We start from the raw sequence: 16,307 nt of genomic DNA, 5'->3' as shown, positions 1-16,307 counted from the left end.
GCCGCAGCCGACGAGCCGGGCTCCCGCGCCCGGCCCGCGCCGGCGGGCGACGGCGGTGCCGGCACCCGCGAGGGCCTGCGCCACGCTCCAGCCGAGCAGCAGCGTGCCGGTCGGCACCTGCCAGGCGGCGCCGTTGAGCGGCCGGGCGGCGGCCGCCACGACGCTCAGCGGGCCCAGGTAGAGCGCGCAGCGCAGCAGCAGCGTGGTGGCTAGCGAGGGAGCCCGCCGGGTGCGGCGCGGTGCCAGCTCGGTCATCTGTCCTCCCAGGCCTCGACGAGCCAGCGCACGCTGGCGGGCCGCGCCACCCGAGGCGCGGGCACGGCCAGCGCCAGTTCGTACGCGGTGGCCGGCGGCGGTCCGGCGAGATCGGTGTACAGCGCGCCGTACACCCGGACGACCCGGTCGGCGGTGAAGTACGCGAGCGCCCGGCGCCGGGCGGCGTCGCCGAGGGCGCGCCGGCGGGCCGGGGCGTTCAGCAGGCTCACGCAGGCGGCCGCGAGGGCGGCCGGATCGTCCACGGGTACCAGGACGCCCGCGTCGCCGAGGGTCTCCGCCACCGGGCCCACGTCGAGACCGACCACGGCGCGGCCGGACATCATCGCCTCGATGAGCCGGTACGGCGGGTCGGCGGGCCCCGGCACGTGCACGACGAGGTGGCCGTCCGCGTACCGGTCGCTCGGGTCCGCGGGCAGCGGGTGCAGCCGGATCTCCCGGCCCAGCCCGGTCCGCTCGATCTGCTCGGCGCAGTGGTCCTCGTGCGCGGCGGCGACGCCGACCAGGTGCAGCACGGTTCCGGGCACGGCGGCGGCCACCGCGGTGAACGCCTCGAGCAGCGGACGCAGGCCGCTGTCCGGCCCGCCGTTTCCGGCCCACACGATGGCCGGCTGGGTGCGCGCCTCGGGCGCGGACGGGAAGTCGGCGGGGTCGACCCCCGCGGGCACCGGCACCAGCCGCCCGGGCTCGGCGCCGTGCCCGAGCGCCCACGAGTGGTGGTACGCGCTCAGCGGCGCGATCAGCCCGGCCTCGGCGTACCCGGTGCGGGCGACCGCCCGGCGGAACCGGCGCAGCACCGTCCGCACCGCGGGGGAGAGCCGTTCCTCGCCGGCCCGGGGCCGGGGTACGGGCGCCCGCGCCTCGGTGAGCAGCAGCGGGGCGCCGGTGCGCCAGCGTCCGGCCAGGGCGGCGAGCAGCGGCGTCGTCCCGCCGACGCAGTGCACCAGGTCGACGGCCGGCACCGGCACGGACAGCGCCCGGGCCGCGTGCCGCAGCAGGGTCGTGGCCGTCCGGGCGTCGCGCAGGCTGAGCCGGGGCAGCCGCTCGTCGCTCGCCGACAGCCGCCCGGCCCGCCAGGCGTCGAGCAGCACGTCCGTCAGCGGCACGGCGTTCAGCGGCTGGTCGGTGGACTCGGCCAGCACAGAGAGCCCGAGCAGTCCCTTGGCGAACAGCGCGTCGGCGAGCACCGGCTCCGGCTCGGCGAGCAGACCGCGGCAGAGCAGGTTCGCGGCGGCGATGGCGTGACCGTCGCCGTTGTCGCGGCGACGGGCCTCGCGGTTGAGTGCGAAGGCCTTGGCCGACGCCACGTGCCCGGGCAGCGGGAACGCCGGTCCGCCCGGCGGCTCACGGTCGGTGACCGTCAGCAGGTCGAAGGTGTAGCTGCCGAGGCCGTCGACGAGCGTCCGGCACCAGCCGCCGAGTGCGTCCCGGCGGAACGGGTAGCCGCCCCCGGTGAGCAGACAGATGCGCATGCGTTCAGCACCACGGACGCGACGGGGGTGTTATCACGAAGGCTGCAACGACACAGCTGGCAAAAGTAACGGGATGCTGTCGCGCAGGCGACAATAGTTCGCACTGTTTGTCTGCTTTACGGCCGATTTACACCGGGAGCGTGCCAAAAGCTGGCCCGGATCCGAGGGTCGTCGCCCGGACGCCGCCGTGTCGCACGCGCCGTGCCCGCAAGGTCACGAAGGGATCGAGAGGCCTCGACCCCAGGTAACGGAAAGCAGTCGTTTAGCGGGGCCGCGGAGGGATACGAAAGTAATGAAGTCCTGGACAGGGCGGCGGGGGTGGCGTGATTCACTTGTCGGGCGGGGTTGATGCGGTGCGCATGGCTTGACGGAGCGTGGGTATCGGCGCACCATGGAGAAGTCGCCAGTCGCGCCCATCTGCGTCCAGTCGAGTCCTGGATGCGGGTCAATTTGCATCCACAGCACGTTCCCGGGTGCAGGAGTTTGTGCTCACGCGTGTCCGTGAGTATGACGTGTGCGGTACCACTGGGCGCGCGTTTGGCCGGCCTTTCCGGCAGCGCTTTACAAGGAGACGAAATGGCGAAGGCCCTCTACGGCCACGTAGGTGCAGCGCCCGACCGGCGCCTGCTCGACGAGGTCACCCGATTGCGTTCCAGGGTGCAGGCTCTGGAGTTCGAGATCACCCGCCTCCGGGCGGAGAATGATCGTCTCGCGGCCGCCGCCGCGGAGGCAGACGATCTTCTGCGGCTGACCGAGCCGGCGCTGACCTGAGCTTCACCGGGCGCCGCGAACCGGCGTCCAAGATCCCCTCGCATCACGTGACGCACCCCGCGAAGCGCGCCTCCACCCTTAGTGGCGGCGCGCATCTTTTTTGCCCTGGCTCCATTCGGCCGGTCGATCGCCCCTCGGGAAATCAGACAAACAGCGTCGACCCGCCCGAGATGGGCACGTTCCGGGACGCGCGGCGTGCGCGGACAAGGTGTGCACCTGCGGGTAACCTCCTGACGAGCAGACACCCGCCGACCCCCGGAGATCCGTGCACCTCAAGAGCCTGACGGTCAAGGGCTTCAAGTCCTTCGCCTCCGCGACGACGCTGCGGCTGGAGCCGGGCATCACCTGTGTGGTGGGTCCGAACGGCTCCGGCAAGTCCAACGTCGTCGACGCCATCGCGTGGGTGCTGGGTGAACAGGGCGCCAAGGCGCTGCGCGGCGGCAAGATGGAGGACGTCATCTTCGCGGGCACCGCCGGGCGGGCCCCGCTCGGCCGTGCCGAAGTGACCCTGACCATCGACAACGGCGACGGCGCCCTGCCCATCGACTACACCGAGGTGTCGATCACCCGCCGGATGTTCCGGTCCGGCGAGAGCGAATACGAGATCAACGGCAGCTCGTGCCGCCTGCTCGACATTCAGGAACTGCTCAGCGACTCCGGCATCGGCCGGGAAATGCACATCATCGTCGGCCAGGGCCGGCTCGACGCGATGCTGCACGCCAAGCCCGAGGACCGCCGCGCCTTTATCGAAGAGGCCGCCGGCGTCCTCAAGCATCGCAAGCGCAAAGAGAAGGCGATCCGCAAGCTCGACGCGATGCAGACCAACCTCAACCGGCTCAACGACCTCACCGCCGAGCTTCGCCGCCAGCTCAAGCCGCTGGGCAAGCAGGCCGAGGTCGCCCGCCGCGCGGCCGGCATCCAGTCCGACCTGCGCGACGCCCGGCTGCGGCTGCTCGCCGACGACCTGCACACGCTGCGGACGACCCTCGACAAGGAGATCGCCGACGAGTCGGCGATGCGCGACCGCCGCGGTCAGGTCGAGGAGGAGAACCGCGAGGTCCAGCGCTGGCTCGCCGACCTCGAGGCGGCGCACGCCGAGGACGCGCCGCTGCTCGCCGCCGCGCAGGACACCTGGTACAAGCTCTCCGCCCTGCAGGAACGCTTCCGGTCGACGGAGCAACTGGCCAGCGAGCGGCTGCGCCACCTCGCCGCGGCGCCCGACGACGAGCGGCCCGGCCGCGACCCGGACCAACTGGTCGCCGAGGCCGAGCGGGTCCGCGAGCAGGAGGAGGAGCTGCGCGAGGCCCTCACCGACGACCAGATGCGCCTGGCCGAGGCCGTCGAGCACCGCCAGGAGCTGGAGCGCCAGCTGCTGCAGGCCGAGGGCGCCCTGCGCGCGGCCGCGAAGGCGATCGCGGACCGGCGTGAGGGCCTGGCCAAGCTCACCGGCAACGTGAACGCCGCCCGTGCGCGTACCGGGAGCGCCGCCGAGGAGATCGAGCGGCTCGCCGTCGCGCACAACGACGCGCTGCAGCGCGCCGAGGCCGCGCAGCTCGAGGTCGACGCGGTATCCGCGGAGTCCACCGAGGCCGACCGCGACAACGCGGAGCTGGACGAGCGCCACGCCGAGGCGGTGTCCGCGCACGACCGGGCCGCCGCCGTCGTCAAGGAGCTGTCCGACGCCGAGCGCACGGCCGAAAAGGACGCCGCGAGCTGGAAGGCACGCGAGGAGGCGCTCGCCCTCGGCCTCAAGCGCAAGGACGGCGCCGGCGCGCTGCTCGGCAGGGCCGATCAGGTTCCCGGCCTGCTCGGCAGCCTCGCCTCGATGCTCACCGTCCGGCCCGGGCACGAGGCGGCCCTCGCGGCGGCGCTGGGCGCGCTCGCCGACGCGGTCGCGCTCACCGGAATCGACGAGGCCGTCGAGGCCATGCGTACGCTCAAGATCGCGGATGCCGGCCGGGCCGCGCTCATCGTCGGCGCCCCCGCCGAGCCGGGCATGCGCGGCTCGCTCGACTCGCTGCGGCCGGTGCTGCCCGAGGGCGCGGTCTGGGCGCCCGACGTCATCGGCTGCCCCGACACGATCCGCCCCGCGCTCAACCGCGCCCTGCGCGACGTCGTCCTGGTGACCGACCTCGCCGCCGCCACCCGCCTCATCGCGCAGAACGCCGAGCTGCGCGCCGTCACGCCCGACGGCGACGTGCTCGGCGCCCACGCCGCGGCCGGCGGCTCCGGCAAGGCCACCAGCTACATCGAGGTGCAGGCCGCCGTCGACGAGGCCCGGGTCAACCGGGAGACGGCCGAGCAGTCCATCGGGGTGCTCAAGTCCGAGCTCGCCGACGCCCGCGCCGAGGTGGCCGAGCGCAAGGAGGCGGTCAACGTCGCCGCCGCCGCCAAGCGGGCCGCCGAGGGCGAGCGCAACGCGGCCGCCCGCCGCCTCGCCGAGCTCGGCGCGGCCGCCCGCTCGGCCAAGGCCGAGTCGGAGCGCCTGGGCGCGTCGCGGCAGAAGGCCGAGGGCAACCGCGACCGTGACCTGGCGGGGCTCGCCGAGCTGGAGGAGCGGCTGCGGCTGGCCGAGGCCACCCCGATCGACGAGGAACCCTCCACCGAGGAGCGCGACACCCTGTCGGCGCTGGTGCCGCAGGCCCGGCAGAACGAGATGGAGGTCCGGCTCGCCGTCCGCACGGCCGAGGAGCGGGTCTCCTCGATCGCCGGCCGGGCGGACTCGCTGATGCGCCAGGCCAACGCGGAGCGTCAGGCCCGCGAGCGGGCGGCCGCCCGCCGCGCGGCCCGGGCCCGCGGCGCCGAGATCGCGCGGGCGGTCGCGCTCGGCGCGGCGGCCGCGATGTCCCGGGTGGCGGTCTCGCTGGCCGACGCGCTCGAGGCCCGCGACGGGCTGGCCCGGGCGCGGACCGCCCGCGAGGCCCAGCTGCAGGAGGTACGCGCCAGCGCGAAGCGCCTGATGGCCGAGCTCGAGCGGCTCACCAGCGAGGTGCACCGCGACGAGGTGGCCCGCGCCGAGCAGCGGATGCGGATCGAGCAGCTCGAGGCGAAGGCGGCCGAGGACTTCTCCCTCGACGTCGACACCCTCGTCGCCGAGTACGGCCCGGACCAGCTCGTCCCGCCGACCCAGGCCGAGGTCGCGCTGGCGGAGAAGGACGGCAAGGCGGTGCCCGAGCCGATGTCGTTCCACCGCCCCACCCAGGAGAAGCGTGCCAACAAGGCCGAGCGCGACCTGGCCCTGCTCGGCAAGGTCAACCCGCTCGCGCTCGAGGAGTTCGCCGCCCTGGAGGAGCGCTTCAAGTTCCTCTCCGACCAGCTCGAGGACCTCAAGGCGACCCGCAAGGACCTGCTCACCGTCGTCAAGGACGTCGACGACCGGATCCTCGAGGTGTTCACCTCGGCGTTCGAGGACACCGCGCGCGAGTTCCAGACCGTCTTCCAGGTGCTCTTCCCGGGCGGCGAGGGCCGGCTGGTGCTCACCGACCCCGAGGACATGCTGGCCACCGGCGTCGAGGTCGAGGCCCGGCCGCCGGGCAAGAAGATCAAGCGGCTGTCGCTGCTCTCCGGCGGTGAGCGTTCGCTGACCGCGGTGGCGATGCTCTGCGCGATCTTCCGGGCCCGTCCCAGCCCCTTCTACATCATGGACGAGGTCGAGGCCGCCCTCGACGACGTCAACCTGGGCCGGTTGATTACGCTCTTCCGGCAGCTGCGGGAGAAGAGCCAGCTGCTCATCATCACGCACCAGAAGCGCACGATGGAGGTCGCCGACGCCCTCTACGGCGTCACCATGCGCGCCGGCGTCACCCAGGTGATCAGCCAGCGGCTGAACCGCGAACCGGAGGACTAGACCCATGCATCGCCAACCCGCCCGGGCCATGCTCATCGACCTGGACGGCGTGCTGCGCCGCTGGGACCCCGAGGTGCCCGCGACGGTCGAGCGGACGTACGGCCTGGAGCCGGGCACGCTGCTGGCAACCGCGATGGCCTGGGAGTTGCTGCGGCCCGCGGTGGCCGGCGAGATCACCGACGCGGAGTGGATGTACCTGGTGGCGTCCCGCCTGCCGCTGCCGGAGGCCGAGGCGAAGGCGGCGGTGACCGAATGGCAGCGGCACCGCGGCACGGTCGACCCCGAGGCGCTCGCCTTCGTGCGGGAGGTGCGGGCGGCCGGGCTTCCGGTCGGCCTGGCCACCAACGCCACCGACGTGCTCCGCGGCGACCTGGACCTGCTCGCGCTGACCGACGAGTTCGACGTGATCGTCAGCTCCTGGGAGATGAAGATCCACAAGCCGGCCCCGGAGTACTTCGAGCGGGGCTGCGCCGCGCTCGGCGTGGAGGCGCCGTGGGTGCTCTTCGTCGACGACGACGACCGTGCGGTCCGCGGGGCCCGGGCGCAGAAGCTGCCCGCGTTCCGCTGGTCCGGCCCCGGGGACCTGCCCTACCTCCGCAAGGCGCTCGCGATCGCCGCCTGATCGATGCGGCCGGCCCACGACCGGCGACGTAGGCTGGCCGCGGCTGAGAGGATGTCGATGCGTAAGACTCTGCTCGGGGCGGCCGTTCTCGTCCTCGCGCTGCAGGGCTGCTCCGCGGAAGACCATCCCGGTGCGTCCCCCGCGGACCCGCCGTCAGCCGCTTCCGGCGCTCCCGTCGTGCCGACGGCCACCGCCACCTCCGGCTTCGGCGGGGCGCCGCCGCCGGCCGGTTTCCTGGACGGCAAGCGGCAGGTCTTCTTCCTTCCGCGGCTCAACGAGACGGAGCTTCCGGATTCCGTGCTCGCCGTCACCGACGACGGCCGGCTGCAGGTGACGGACGACTACACCGATCGGGCGCTCTTCGTCCCGGTGCCCAAGGGCGGCGGAGTGCCGGAACGGCTCATCAAGACCGGCGCGCTGCGCGGCGGCGGCGAGCCGCTCTGCCTGCAGGTGCGCGGCAGCGGCGCCGTCCCGCTCACCGTGGTCGCCGCGGCCTGCGACGCCGACGAGCCGACGCAGCTGTTCACGTTTGTGGCGTCGGGCAAGGACGACGACGGCCGCACCACCTATGCGGTGCGCAACCGGACCACCTTCCTGCAGTGGCACCCGCTGGGCCCGACCGGGCTGGTGGCCGAGGCGGTCGGCGACGCCGGGGTCGCGACGACCTTCAGCCTCCAGGACCAGGGCGCCGCCGCCCTGCCCCGCGCCTGACCCGCCCGCGGTGGCGGCGAGCCCGGCGTGGAGCCGGGGGAAGCCGAGCCGGCATCAGATCTCCGGCCGCGTCAGTCGCCGGTCTGGCCGTCGATGCGCTCGCGCAGCAGGTCGGCGTGACCGTTGTGGCGGGCGTATTCCTCGATCATGTGCAGGTAGACCCAGCGCACGCTCATCACGGAATGCCTCGGCGAGATGAACTCGTGGTCGAGCGGGACGTCGGCGATCGCGGCGCGGGCGGCCTCGATCTCCTCGAGGAAGGCGGCGTAATCCGCCTGCGCGTCCGCGCCGTCGACGTCGTCGAGGTCACCGTCCCGGTTGGTCTCCGAGCTGTAGAGCCTGTCGGTCTGCTGGCCGGCCGCGCGGTTGCGGAACCAGCTCCGCTCCACCTCGGACATGTGTCGCAGCAGGCCGAGCAGGGACAGGCTGGAAGGCTCGACCGCCCGCAGCTTGAGCTGCTCGCCGGTGAGGCCCGCGCACTTGGTCAGCAGGGTCTGGCGATGCCAGTCGAGCCAGCCCTCGAGCATGACCCGCTCGTCGCCGGTGAGGGGCTCGCTTGTCCGATGCGCCGCAGGCGCGGTCCAGGAAGTCACGGAGACATCCTGGACCGCCCCTACGACATTTTCAGCCCGTCACGCGTCCTTGCGAGGGATCACGTGCACCTGACCGGGAGGCAGTAGCTCCGTCACCTCGGTCGGCTCGGTGGTGAGATACCAGGCTTCGTGCTCCTTCGCGGCCCAGACGGCATGAGATCGGGCCAGGTCACCCTCGGCCGCCTCCACCTCGTGGGCGACGGCCTCCGCGGTCTCGGCATCCAGGTCGATGACTGCGATGCCGGGCAGTGTCACCAGGAGCCTCAGCAACGCGGTGGCGTGCTGGTTGCCGCGGGTTTCGGCGTAGGCCTCCAGCAGCGCCACCGTGGGGATCCCCATGAACGCGTCGTCGTCGGCCACGTCGATGAGAAGTTCGCCGACGTGGATGTGACCTCGGGCGAAGGAGTGCAGAGCCGAACGGTCGAGCACTGCTTGGATGGTGCGCGGTTCATCGGTCAGCGAGGGAGTCATCGGCCGTCCCTCTCCCGCTCTGCCGCCTTGTCCTTGTGCCACTGCTGGAACTCGCCACGCTGCTCGGTGGTGAACCTGGGAAGAGTGCCGCGCGCGGCGGTGATGCCCTCGTCGGTGAGGGGGATGCCGGCCGCACGCAGTGCCGCCGCCGCGGCGGCTCCGCGCTGCATGCGTGCCCTCACGGCCTCCGTCACCACGGCCGAACTGTTCGGATGTTTGTCGAGATACTTCGCCACGTCGTCGGGAAGACTCACGGTAATCCGCCTTGTCATACTCGGATCATACTGACATGACCCCAGGGGCACTACCCTCGCGATAGGTCATGCCATTGGGTTGTCCCTACAATATGACGGCGGATCGAAGTAACCAAATTGATCAATTGGTTGGCTGGTCAGGCGTCCTGGAGGCGGACGTCGGCGACGATCGTCAGCTCGCCGTCGCGGTCCGTGCCCTCGACGCGGACGTCCGCCTGAGCGCCCGCGTGCCGCAGCGTGCTCACCGCGTTGCCGAAGTACGGCCCGTTCAGCCGCTTCCACCGCACCTGCGGCCGGCGTACCCCGGCGCTCCTGGCCAGCCCGCGCACCGCCTTGGCCGCCGCCCGCGACCAGCTGAAACGCATCAACGGCCGCATGAACGCCGGCACCTGGTTGTGAATCGGGGAGCAGGTCAGCTGATGCACCGGCGTCGCCGTGGCCGGCCCCAGGTCGGCCCGCGCGACGTAGGAGTGGTGCACGTCCCCGGACAGCACGCTGATCGAGGCCGGCGCCGCGTAGGCCCCGCCCGCGCCGACGCGGTGTCCCGGTGCGTCCGGCCCGCCCTCGCCGAGCCGGCGGAACAGCTCGGTCAACGCGTCGAAGGAGCGGGTGAACGCGGCCCAGTGCTCAAGGTCGAAGGTGCGGCGGACCTTCTCCGCGAAGGCGGCGCGGCGCGATCCGGGCGAGTCGGCGAGGCGTTCGTTCCAGGCCTCGAGGTGGTGGATTGCCGGCGGCAGCAGCCACGGCAGGGACGAGCCGACCACCAGGTGGTCGTAGTCGCCGTGCGCCTGGTCCACGAACCAGGCCCACTCCGCGGCGGGCAGCATCTCGCGCCGCCCCGTGGTCAGCACCCGGTTGCACCTGTTGTCGAGCATGACCAGCCGGGTGCGCCCGATGTCGAGCGCGAAGCTCCACTGGTAAGGCCGGTCGGTGTTCTCCGCGGAGGAGGGCGAGTCGACGGAGACGCCGAAGTCGCGCAGCGCCGACGTCGCGTCGTCCGCCGAGGTGATCTCGGCGAGCAGCTGGTCCGCGGCCAGCTCGTCCGGGCTCAGGTTGCCCAGGTGCTGGTAGACCCAGTACGACGCGAGGCCGCTGGAGATCCGCTCCGGCCACCAGTGCTGTGCCGACATGTCCCGGCGCCAGGAGGCCGAGGTGTTCCAGTCGTCGATGATCTCGTGGTCGTCGAAGATCATCACGCTCGGCACGGTGGCCAGCAGCCAGCGCACCTCGGGGTCGCGCCACGACTCCAGGTAGAGCCGGGTGTATTCGTCGAAGGAGACGACCTGGTCGGCCGGGCCGTCGTGCCCGGCCGCCCGCCGCCGGCTCAGGAAGCGCCGGACCTTCGCCGAGGTGTTGTCGGCGTAGACCTGGTCGCCGAGCAGCACGATCAGGTCGGCGCGCAGGTCGGTGTTGCGCGGGTCGGTCATCAGCCGCCGGGCGTACGAGTCCAGCGCGTCGGGCGGCAGCCGGCGGCCGGTGGCGTGCGGGATCGCCTCGCGGCAGGAGCCGAAGGCCAGGCTGACGGGCCGGTCCGCGTCGTCGGCGGGCCGGGTCACGATCACGCTCGGCGGGTACGGCGAGTCGGGCTGCGGCCACACCGGGCGGTCGTCGAGCGACACCTCGTACTCGTTCGCGGTGTCCGGGGTCAGGCCCTCGACCACGACGATCGCGTAGTGGTGCCCGTACGCGGTGAATGTGCCGGCGGTGCCGGCGCCCCCGCCCGCGACCCGGACGCGGACGACGGCCGGGGAGGTCGTCTCCACCCAGATCGTTGCCCGGTCGCCGACCACGCGGCGCAGCAGGGGCCCGATGAGCAGGTGGGCGGTCAACGGACGACCGGGGGGCGCGTCATGATCCCATCCTCCCCAGCGGGACGGTTTTCCGCCAGCGGGTGTCCGTCGTGAGGGACGGGACGGGTGCCCCCACGCGTCCGCCGGACATCTGTCAGGATTTCGGAATGGAATACGTGGTCGCCTCCCTGATCCTGCTGGTCGTGCTGGTGGCCGGGGCCGTCGGTCTGATCGTGCCCCGGCTGCGCCGGCGCGAGCTGCCCCCGCCGGCGGTGCCCCCGGTCGAGGAGCTGCCGCCGCTGATCGGGAAGCCGGCCGAGGCGCCGGCCGCCGAGGCGCCACCGGTGCAGACGGCGCCGGCCGAGGTCGCGCCGGTGGAGGCGAAGCCGCTCGTCGAGACGCCGGAGCCCACCGCGGGCCGCCTGGTGCGGCTCCGGGCCCGGCTCAGCCGTTCGCAGAGCGTCCTGGGCCGGGGCCTGCTCAGCGTGCTCTCCCGCGATCACCTCGACGACGACGCGTGGGAGGAGATCGAGGACAGCCTGATCTCCGCCGACGTCGGCGTCGAGGCGACCCAGGCCCTGGTGGAGCGGCTGCGCGAGCGGGTCCGGGTGCTCGGCACCCGGACCGTGGCCGAGGTGCGCACCCAGCTCGCCGAGGAGCTGACCGCCGCGCTCGACCCCGGGATGGACCGCACGCTCAAGACGACGCCGCACGACGGGCGCCCGGCGGTCATGCTGGTGGTCGGCGTCAACGGCGCCGGCAAGACCACCACCTGCGGCAAGGTGGCCCGGGTCCTGATCGCCGACGGCCGCACGGTGCTGCTCGGCGCGGCCGACACCTTCCGCGCCGCGGCCACCGAGCAGCTCATCACCTGGGGCGAGCGGGTCGGCGCCGAGACGGTCCGCGGCCCCGAGGGCGGCGACCCGGCCAGCGTGGCGTTCGACGCGGTCAAGCGCGGCATCGACACGGGTGTCGACACCGTGCTCATCGACACGGCCGGCCGGCTGCAGAACAAGGTCGGCCTGATGGACGAGCTCGGCAAGGTCAAGCGGGTGGTGGAGAAGCATGGCCCGGTCGACGAGACGCTGCTCGTCCTCGACGCCACCACCGGGCAGAACGGGCTCGAACAGGCCCGGGTGTTCACGGACGTGGTGGATGTCACGGGCGTGGTGCTCACCAAACTGGACGGCACCGCCAAGGGCGGCATCGTCATCGCCGTGCAGAACAAGCTGGGGATTCCCGTCAAACTGGTGGGTCTGGGCGAGGGCCCGGACGACCTGGCGCCGTTCGATCCCGCCGCGTTCGTCGAGGCTCTGCTTGGCACCGACGCGTAGTCTCGGGGACGGTGGGCTCCGACCGCGGGGCCCTTCCAGGGGAGGTCGTGGGTGACGCAGGAGCGCGATCTTCAGGACTCCCGGCGCGAGATCCCGCTCCACGGCGGCAACGTCAGCACGGTCTCGAAGCTAGGCGACACCGTGCGCCGCAACGCCGGCCCGTGGACCCCTGCCGTGCACTCGCTGCTCAACCATCTGCAGCGGGTCGGCTTCACCGGGTCGCCGCACGCGCTGGGCATGGACGAGCGCGGCCGCGAGGTGCTGTCGTATCTGGACGGCGAGTGCGGCGAGTACCCGCTCGCCCCGCACTGGACCACCGAGGAAGCGCTGGTCACGGTCGCGACGATGCTGCGCATGTTCCACGACGCGCAGTATGGTTTCCAGCCGCCGCCGGGCGCCGTCTGGCGCTCGTTCGGGCCGCCGCCGCCGGACACCGAGGTGATCTGCCACCACGACGCCGCGCCGCACAACGTGGTCTGGCGCCCCGACGGCACCCTCGCCCTCATCGACTTCGATCTCGCGTCGCCGGGCGCGCGCATCTACGACGTCGCCTACGCGGCCTGGACCTGGGTGCCGCTGTTCAGCGACCGCGACTCCTACACGCTGGGCTGGAAGCGGCCGAACCGGCCGCGCCGGCTGCGGCTCTTCGCGGACGCGTACGGGTTGATCCCGCGGGACCGGCACCGGCTGGTCCGGACCATCCGCAGGCGGATCGTGGACCACGTCGAGGGCATCCGGCGGATGGCCGCGGCCGGCGATCCGGCCTTCGTGCGCATCGTGCACAAGGGACACCTGCGGCGCCCGATGCGCGATCTGCGGCTGCTGGATTACGAGCGACACACCCTGGAGTACGCGCTCCGGTGACACGCCGTTGACCGGGCGATGATCCTCTTCGCGCGTCTGCTTGGGTCTATTGTCCCAGTTCAGAGCGCTTCGTTATGCCTGCTGTGAGAGTTTCTTCACACGTACGAAACAAGCCGTCACGCGTCGGAAATCGCGCGTAGACCGTGCGCGAAACAGCAGAACGAGAGGCTTCCGCCCGAACCGGCCAACAGGCGACGCAGCCCGTGGCCGTGTGGTAGGTCACCTAATCCGAGAGGAGGCAGCGTGGAGATCGATACCGGCAATACCGCCTGGTTGCTCCTGTCGTCTGCACTCGTTCTGCTTATGACTCCGGGCTTGGCGCTGTTCTACGGTGGCCTCAACCGGTCCAAGGGCGCCCTCAACATGATGATGATGAGCTTCTCGAGCATCGGGCTCATCTCCGTACTTTGGGTTCTGTACGGCTTCTCCCTTTCCTTCGGCACCAACGGCAGCTCCGGTGCGAACAGCGTCATCGGCAGCTTCAGCCAGTACTTCGGCACGGGCACCAGCTGGATCGGCGAGGAGTGGATGATCGCGGGCGCCGGCACCGGCATCCCGACCTACGTCTTCATGGTCTTCCAGATGATGTTCGCCATCATCACCGTGGCCCTGATCAGCGGCTCGCTCTCGGACCGCCTCAAGTTCGGCGGCTGGGTGCTCTTCGCGGCCGGCTGGTTCACCCTCGTCTACGTCCCGGTCGCGCACTGGGTCTGGGGCGGCGGCTGGATCGGCGCGAAGCTCGGCGCGCTCGACTTCGCCGGTGGCACCGCGGTCCACATCAACGCCGGTGCCGCGGCGCTCGGTGTCGCGCTCGTGCTCGGCAAGCGCGTCGGCTGGCCCCGCGAGGCCATGAAGCCGCACAACGTGCCGTTCGTCGCGCTCGGCGCCGGCCTGCTCTGGTTCGGCTGGTTCGGTTTCAACGCCGGCTCCGAGCTGACCGTCGACAGCGTCACCGCTGTCGCGTTCGTCAACACCCAGGTCGCCACGGCCGCCGCGCTGCTCGGCTGGGTCATCGTGGAGTGGCTCCGCGACGGCAAGCCGACCCTGGTCGGTGCCTCCTCCGGCGCGGTCGCCGGCCTGGTCGCCATCACCCCGGCCTGTGGCTTCATCGCCCCGCTGCCCGCGGCGCTGCTCGGCATCATCGCCGGTGCCGTCTGCGCCCTGGCGGTCGGCCTGAAGTACCGGTTCGGCTACGACGACTCGCTCGACGTGGTCGGTGTCCACTTCGTCGGTGGATGGATCGGCTCCCTGGGCATCGGCTTCTTCGCCACCACCCAGGTCAACGCCGTCGCCGCCCGCGAGAGCCTGTTCTACGGCGGTGGCGTCGACCAGCTGTGGCGCCAGTTCGTCGGCAGCGCCGCGGTCACGGTCTACTCTCTCGTGATCGCCGTGGTCATCGCGCTGATCCTCAAGGCCGCCAAGATCTTCCGGGTCGACCCGGAGGTCGAGGTCGCCGGCATCGACGTCGCCGAGCACGCCGAGAGCGGCTACGACTTCTCGCCCACCACGGGCTCGGGCACCGCGTTCGCGATGGCCGGGATCACGCCGGCGGGCAGCACTGACGGGACCGCTCCCGTCAGCGAAAAGGTCGCCGGTTAATTTCCCCTGATGGCTGCGATGGAGGGACTGAGCATGAAGCTGGTGACCGCGGTCATCAAGCCGTACCAGCTCGACGCGGTGAAGGAGGCTCTGCACGCACTCGGCGTGGCGGGCCTGACCGTGAGCGAGGTACAGGGGTACGGACGACAGAAGGGCCACACCGAGGTGTACCGGGGTGCCGAGTACACGGTGGAGTTCCTTCCGAAGATCAAGGTCGAGGTGCTGACCGACGAGATCGACGTCGAGAAGGTCGTCGACGCCGTCGTCACCTCGGCGCGGACGGGCAAGATCGGCGACGGGAAGGTCTGGGTGACGGCCGTCGAGGACGTGGTCCGGGTCCGCACCGGCGAGCGTGGCCTCGACGCCCTGTAGTTCCCGGTTCCTAGGAATTTGACGGAAAAGGAATCAATTTGTCATACGTGGTCAGTGAGCCGTCGGCGCCGCCCGAGGTACCGTCCGGCGGCTCACTGGACACGCTCCGCCCGCACCTCGGCGCCGCAGGCCGGGCCGCGCGGGCGGCGGCGCTCGACGCGTGGCTCACCACGCTGTTCCCCGGGCACCTGCCCGGCGTCAGCCTGGTCGCGGTCGGCGGCCTCGGCCGCCGCGACTGCGCCCCGCACAGCGATCTCGACCTGGTGCTGCTGCACAACGGCACGGCCGGCATCGAGCGCATCGCGTCAGCGCTCTGGTATCCGATCTGGGACGCGCGGCTCGGCCTCGACCACTCCGTGCGTACCCTGCCCGAGGCGCTCTCCGTCGCACACGACGACGTCAAGGTCTCGCTCGGCCTGCTCGACGCCCGGCACGTCGCCGGCGACGCGGCCCTGTCCGCCGAGCTGATCGCCGCCTCCTCCGACCAGTGGCGGCGCACCGCCGTACGCCTGCTGCCGCAGCTCAAGGAGCTCACCGCGGCCCGCTGGGCGACCCACGGCGAGCTCGCGTTCCTCCTCGAGGGCGACCTCAAGGAGGCCGCCGGCGGCCTGCGTGACCTCACCATCCTGCGCGGCATCGGCCGGGCCGGCGTCGCCGACACGATGCGCCCCGCCGTCCGCGCCGCGAACCTGCGGCTGCTCGACACCCGCGACGCGCTGCACCTGGCCGTCGGTCGCCGGGTGGACCGGCTCGTCGCGCAGGAGCGCGCGGCCGTCGCCGAACTGCTCGACCTCGACGACGGCGACGCCCTGCTGCGCCGGGTTTCCGGCGACGCCCGGACGATCGCGCACGCCCTGGACGACGCCTGGCGGGCCGCCGACCGGCTGCGCAGCGGCCGCCGCCGGGGCAGCCCGGCCCGGCCGTCCCGGCGCCCGGTCGCCCGCGACGTGGTCGAGCAGGACGGCGAGCTGGTGCTCGCCCGCACCGCCATCGGACCCGTGCCCGACCCGACCCTCTCGCTGCGGATCGCGGCCGCGGCCGCGACGGTGCGGCTGCCCATCGCCCGCGCGACCTGCGAGTGGCTGGCCGCCTTCTGCCCGCCGCTGCCGATGCCGTGGCCGCCCGCTGCCCGCGCCGCGCTGGTCTCCCTGCTCGGCTCCGGCCGGGGACTGCTGCCCACCTGGGAGGCCTGCGACCGCTACGGCCTGATCGACGCGTGGCTGCCCGAGTGGGCCCGGGTGCGCAGCCTCCCGCAGCACCACCCGATCCACCGGTTCACCCTGGACCGGCACCTGGTGCAGGCCGCGTACGAGGCCAGCGCGTTCGCCCGCGAG

Annotated in this window: 13 protein-coding genes and 2 pseudogenes; 9 read left to right on the top strand and 6 right to left on the bottom strand. The window is 72.4% G+C overall.

All coding sequences use genetic code 11. The annotated features are described in order from the left end of the window. A pseudogene (locus tag AB0F10_RS37055) lies at window positions 1–255 on the bottom strand (hypothetical protein); the annotation flags it as partial. After that, complete coding sequence (locus AB0F10_RS37050) at window positions 252–1,745, bottom strand: glycosyltransferase (protein ID WP_360636344.1); 1,494 nt, start codon at window positions 1,743–1,745, stop codon at window positions 252–254. The pseudogene AB0F10_RS37055 and the gene AB0F10_RS37050, both read right to left, overlap by 4 nt. A 576-nt stretch (window positions 1,746–2,321) precedes the next feature. On the opposite strand from AB0F10_RS37050, the gene AB0F10_RS37045 reads away from it, so the two are divergent. The 4 genes from AB0F10_RS37045 (at window position 2,322) to AB0F10_RS37030 (ending at window position 7,696) form a co-directional block, all read left to right on the top strand. After that, window positions 2,322–2,516 (top strand): hypothetical protein, encoded by a 195-nt coding sequence (locus AB0F10_RS37045; protein ID WP_125804837.1) that lies wholly within the window; start codon window positions 2,322–2,324, stop codon window positions 2,514–2,516. Window positions 2,517–2,781: 265 nt separating this feature from the next. Continuing rightward, window positions 2,782–6,363: a chromosome segregation protein SMC gene (gene smc, locus AB0F10_RS37040; protein ID WP_360636341.1), complete on the top strand. Its 3,582-nt coding sequence runs from the start codon at window positions 2,782–2,784 to the stop codon at window positions 6,361–6,363. A 4-nt stretch (window positions 6,364–6,367) separates the two neighbouring features. After that, window positions 6,368–6,985, top strand: coding sequence for an HAD-IA family hydrolase (locus tag AB0F10_RS37035; protein ID WP_360636338.1), 618 nt, complete (start codon window positions 6,368–6,370; stop codon window positions 6,983–6,985). 57 nt (window positions 6,986–7,042) lie between these two features. Further along, on the top strand, window positions 7,043–7,696 hold the full coding sequence (locus AB0F10_RS37030) for a hypothetical protein (protein WP_360636335.1): 654 nt from the start codon (window positions 7,043–7,045) through the stop codon (window positions 7,694–7,696). Between the two features lie 71 nt (window positions 7,697–7,767). On the opposite strand, the gene AB0F10_RS37025 is transcribed toward AB0F10_RS37030, so the two are convergent. The 4 genes from AB0F10_RS37025 to AB0F10_RS37010 all read right to left on the bottom strand — a co-directional run bounded on the left by AB0F10_RS37025 (window position 7,768) and on the right by AB0F10_RS37010 (window position 10,843). Further along, window positions 7,768–8,223: a DinB family protein gene (locus AB0F10_RS37025; RefSeq protein ID WP_360636350.1), complete on the bottom strand. Its 456-nt coding sequence runs from the start codon at window positions 8,221–8,223 to the stop codon at window positions 7,768–7,770. A gap of 105 nt (window positions 8,224–8,328) precedes the next feature. Beyond that, window positions 8,329–8,760: a hypothetical protein gene (locus AB0F10_RS37020; protein WP_360636332.1), complete on the bottom strand. Its 432-nt coding sequence runs from the start codon at window positions 8,758–8,760 to the stop codon at window positions 8,329–8,331. Beyond that, window positions 8,757–9,032, bottom strand: a complete 276-nt coding sequence (locus tag AB0F10_RS37015; RefSeq protein ID WP_360636329.1) for a hypothetical protein — start codon at window positions 9,030–9,032, stop codon at window positions 8,757–8,759. Before AB0F10_RS37015 ends, AB0F10_RS37020 begins: the two co-directional genes overlap by 4 nt. Window positions 9,033–9,151: 119 nt before the next feature. Then, a complete protein-coding gene (locus AB0F10_RS37010; protein ID WP_360636326.1) occupies window positions 9,152–10,843 on the bottom strand; it encodes an alkaline phosphatase D family protein in 1,692 nt (563 codons plus the stop codon). A 128-nt stretch (window positions 10,844–10,971) separates the two neighbouring features. On the opposite strand from AB0F10_RS37010, the gene ftsY reads away from it, so the two are divergent. From ftsY to AB0F10_RS36985, 5 genes and pseudogenes are all read left to right on the top strand, one after another. Beyond that, window positions 10,972–12,138 carry a signal recognition particle-docking protein FtsY gene (gene ftsY, locus AB0F10_RS37005; RefSeq protein WP_360636324.1) on the top strand — a complete coding sequence of 389 codons (1,167 nt, stop codon included), beginning with the start codon at window positions 10,972–10,974 and terminating at the stop codon, window positions 12,136–12,138. A gap of 51 nt (window positions 12,139–12,189) precedes the next feature. Further along, window positions 12,190–13,002, top strand: coding sequence for an aminoglycoside phosphotransferase family protein (locus tag AB0F10_RS37000; RefSeq protein ID WP_360636321.1), 813 nt, complete (start codon window positions 12,190–12,192; stop codon window positions 13,000–13,002). Window positions 13,003–13,245: 243 nt separating this feature from the next. Beyond that, a complete protein-coding gene (locus tag AB0F10_RS36995; RefSeq protein WP_360636318.1) occupies window positions 13,246–14,601 on the top strand; it encodes an ammonium transporter in 1,356 nt (451 codons plus the stop codon). A gap of 33 nt (window positions 14,602–14,634) precedes the next feature. Next, window positions 14,635–14,973, top strand: a complete 339-nt coding sequence (locus tag AB0F10_RS36990; RefSeq protein WP_360636347.1) for a P-II family nitrogen regulator — start codon at window positions 14,635–14,637, stop codon at window positions 14,971–14,973. A 95-nt stretch (window positions 14,974–15,068) separates the two neighbouring features. After that, window positions 15,069–16,307, top strand: a pseudogene (locus AB0F10_RS36985) ([protein-PII] uridylyltransferase); the annotation flags it as partial.

The organism is Actinoplanes sp. NPDC026623 (assembly GCF_040638275.1).
Classification (GTDB): domain Bacteria; phylum Actinomycetota; class Actinomycetes; order Mycobacteriales; family Micromonosporaceae; genus Actinoplanes.
Note: the sequence above shows the minus strand (reverse complement) of the source record. Positions and strands in the feature narration are given on the sequence as shown.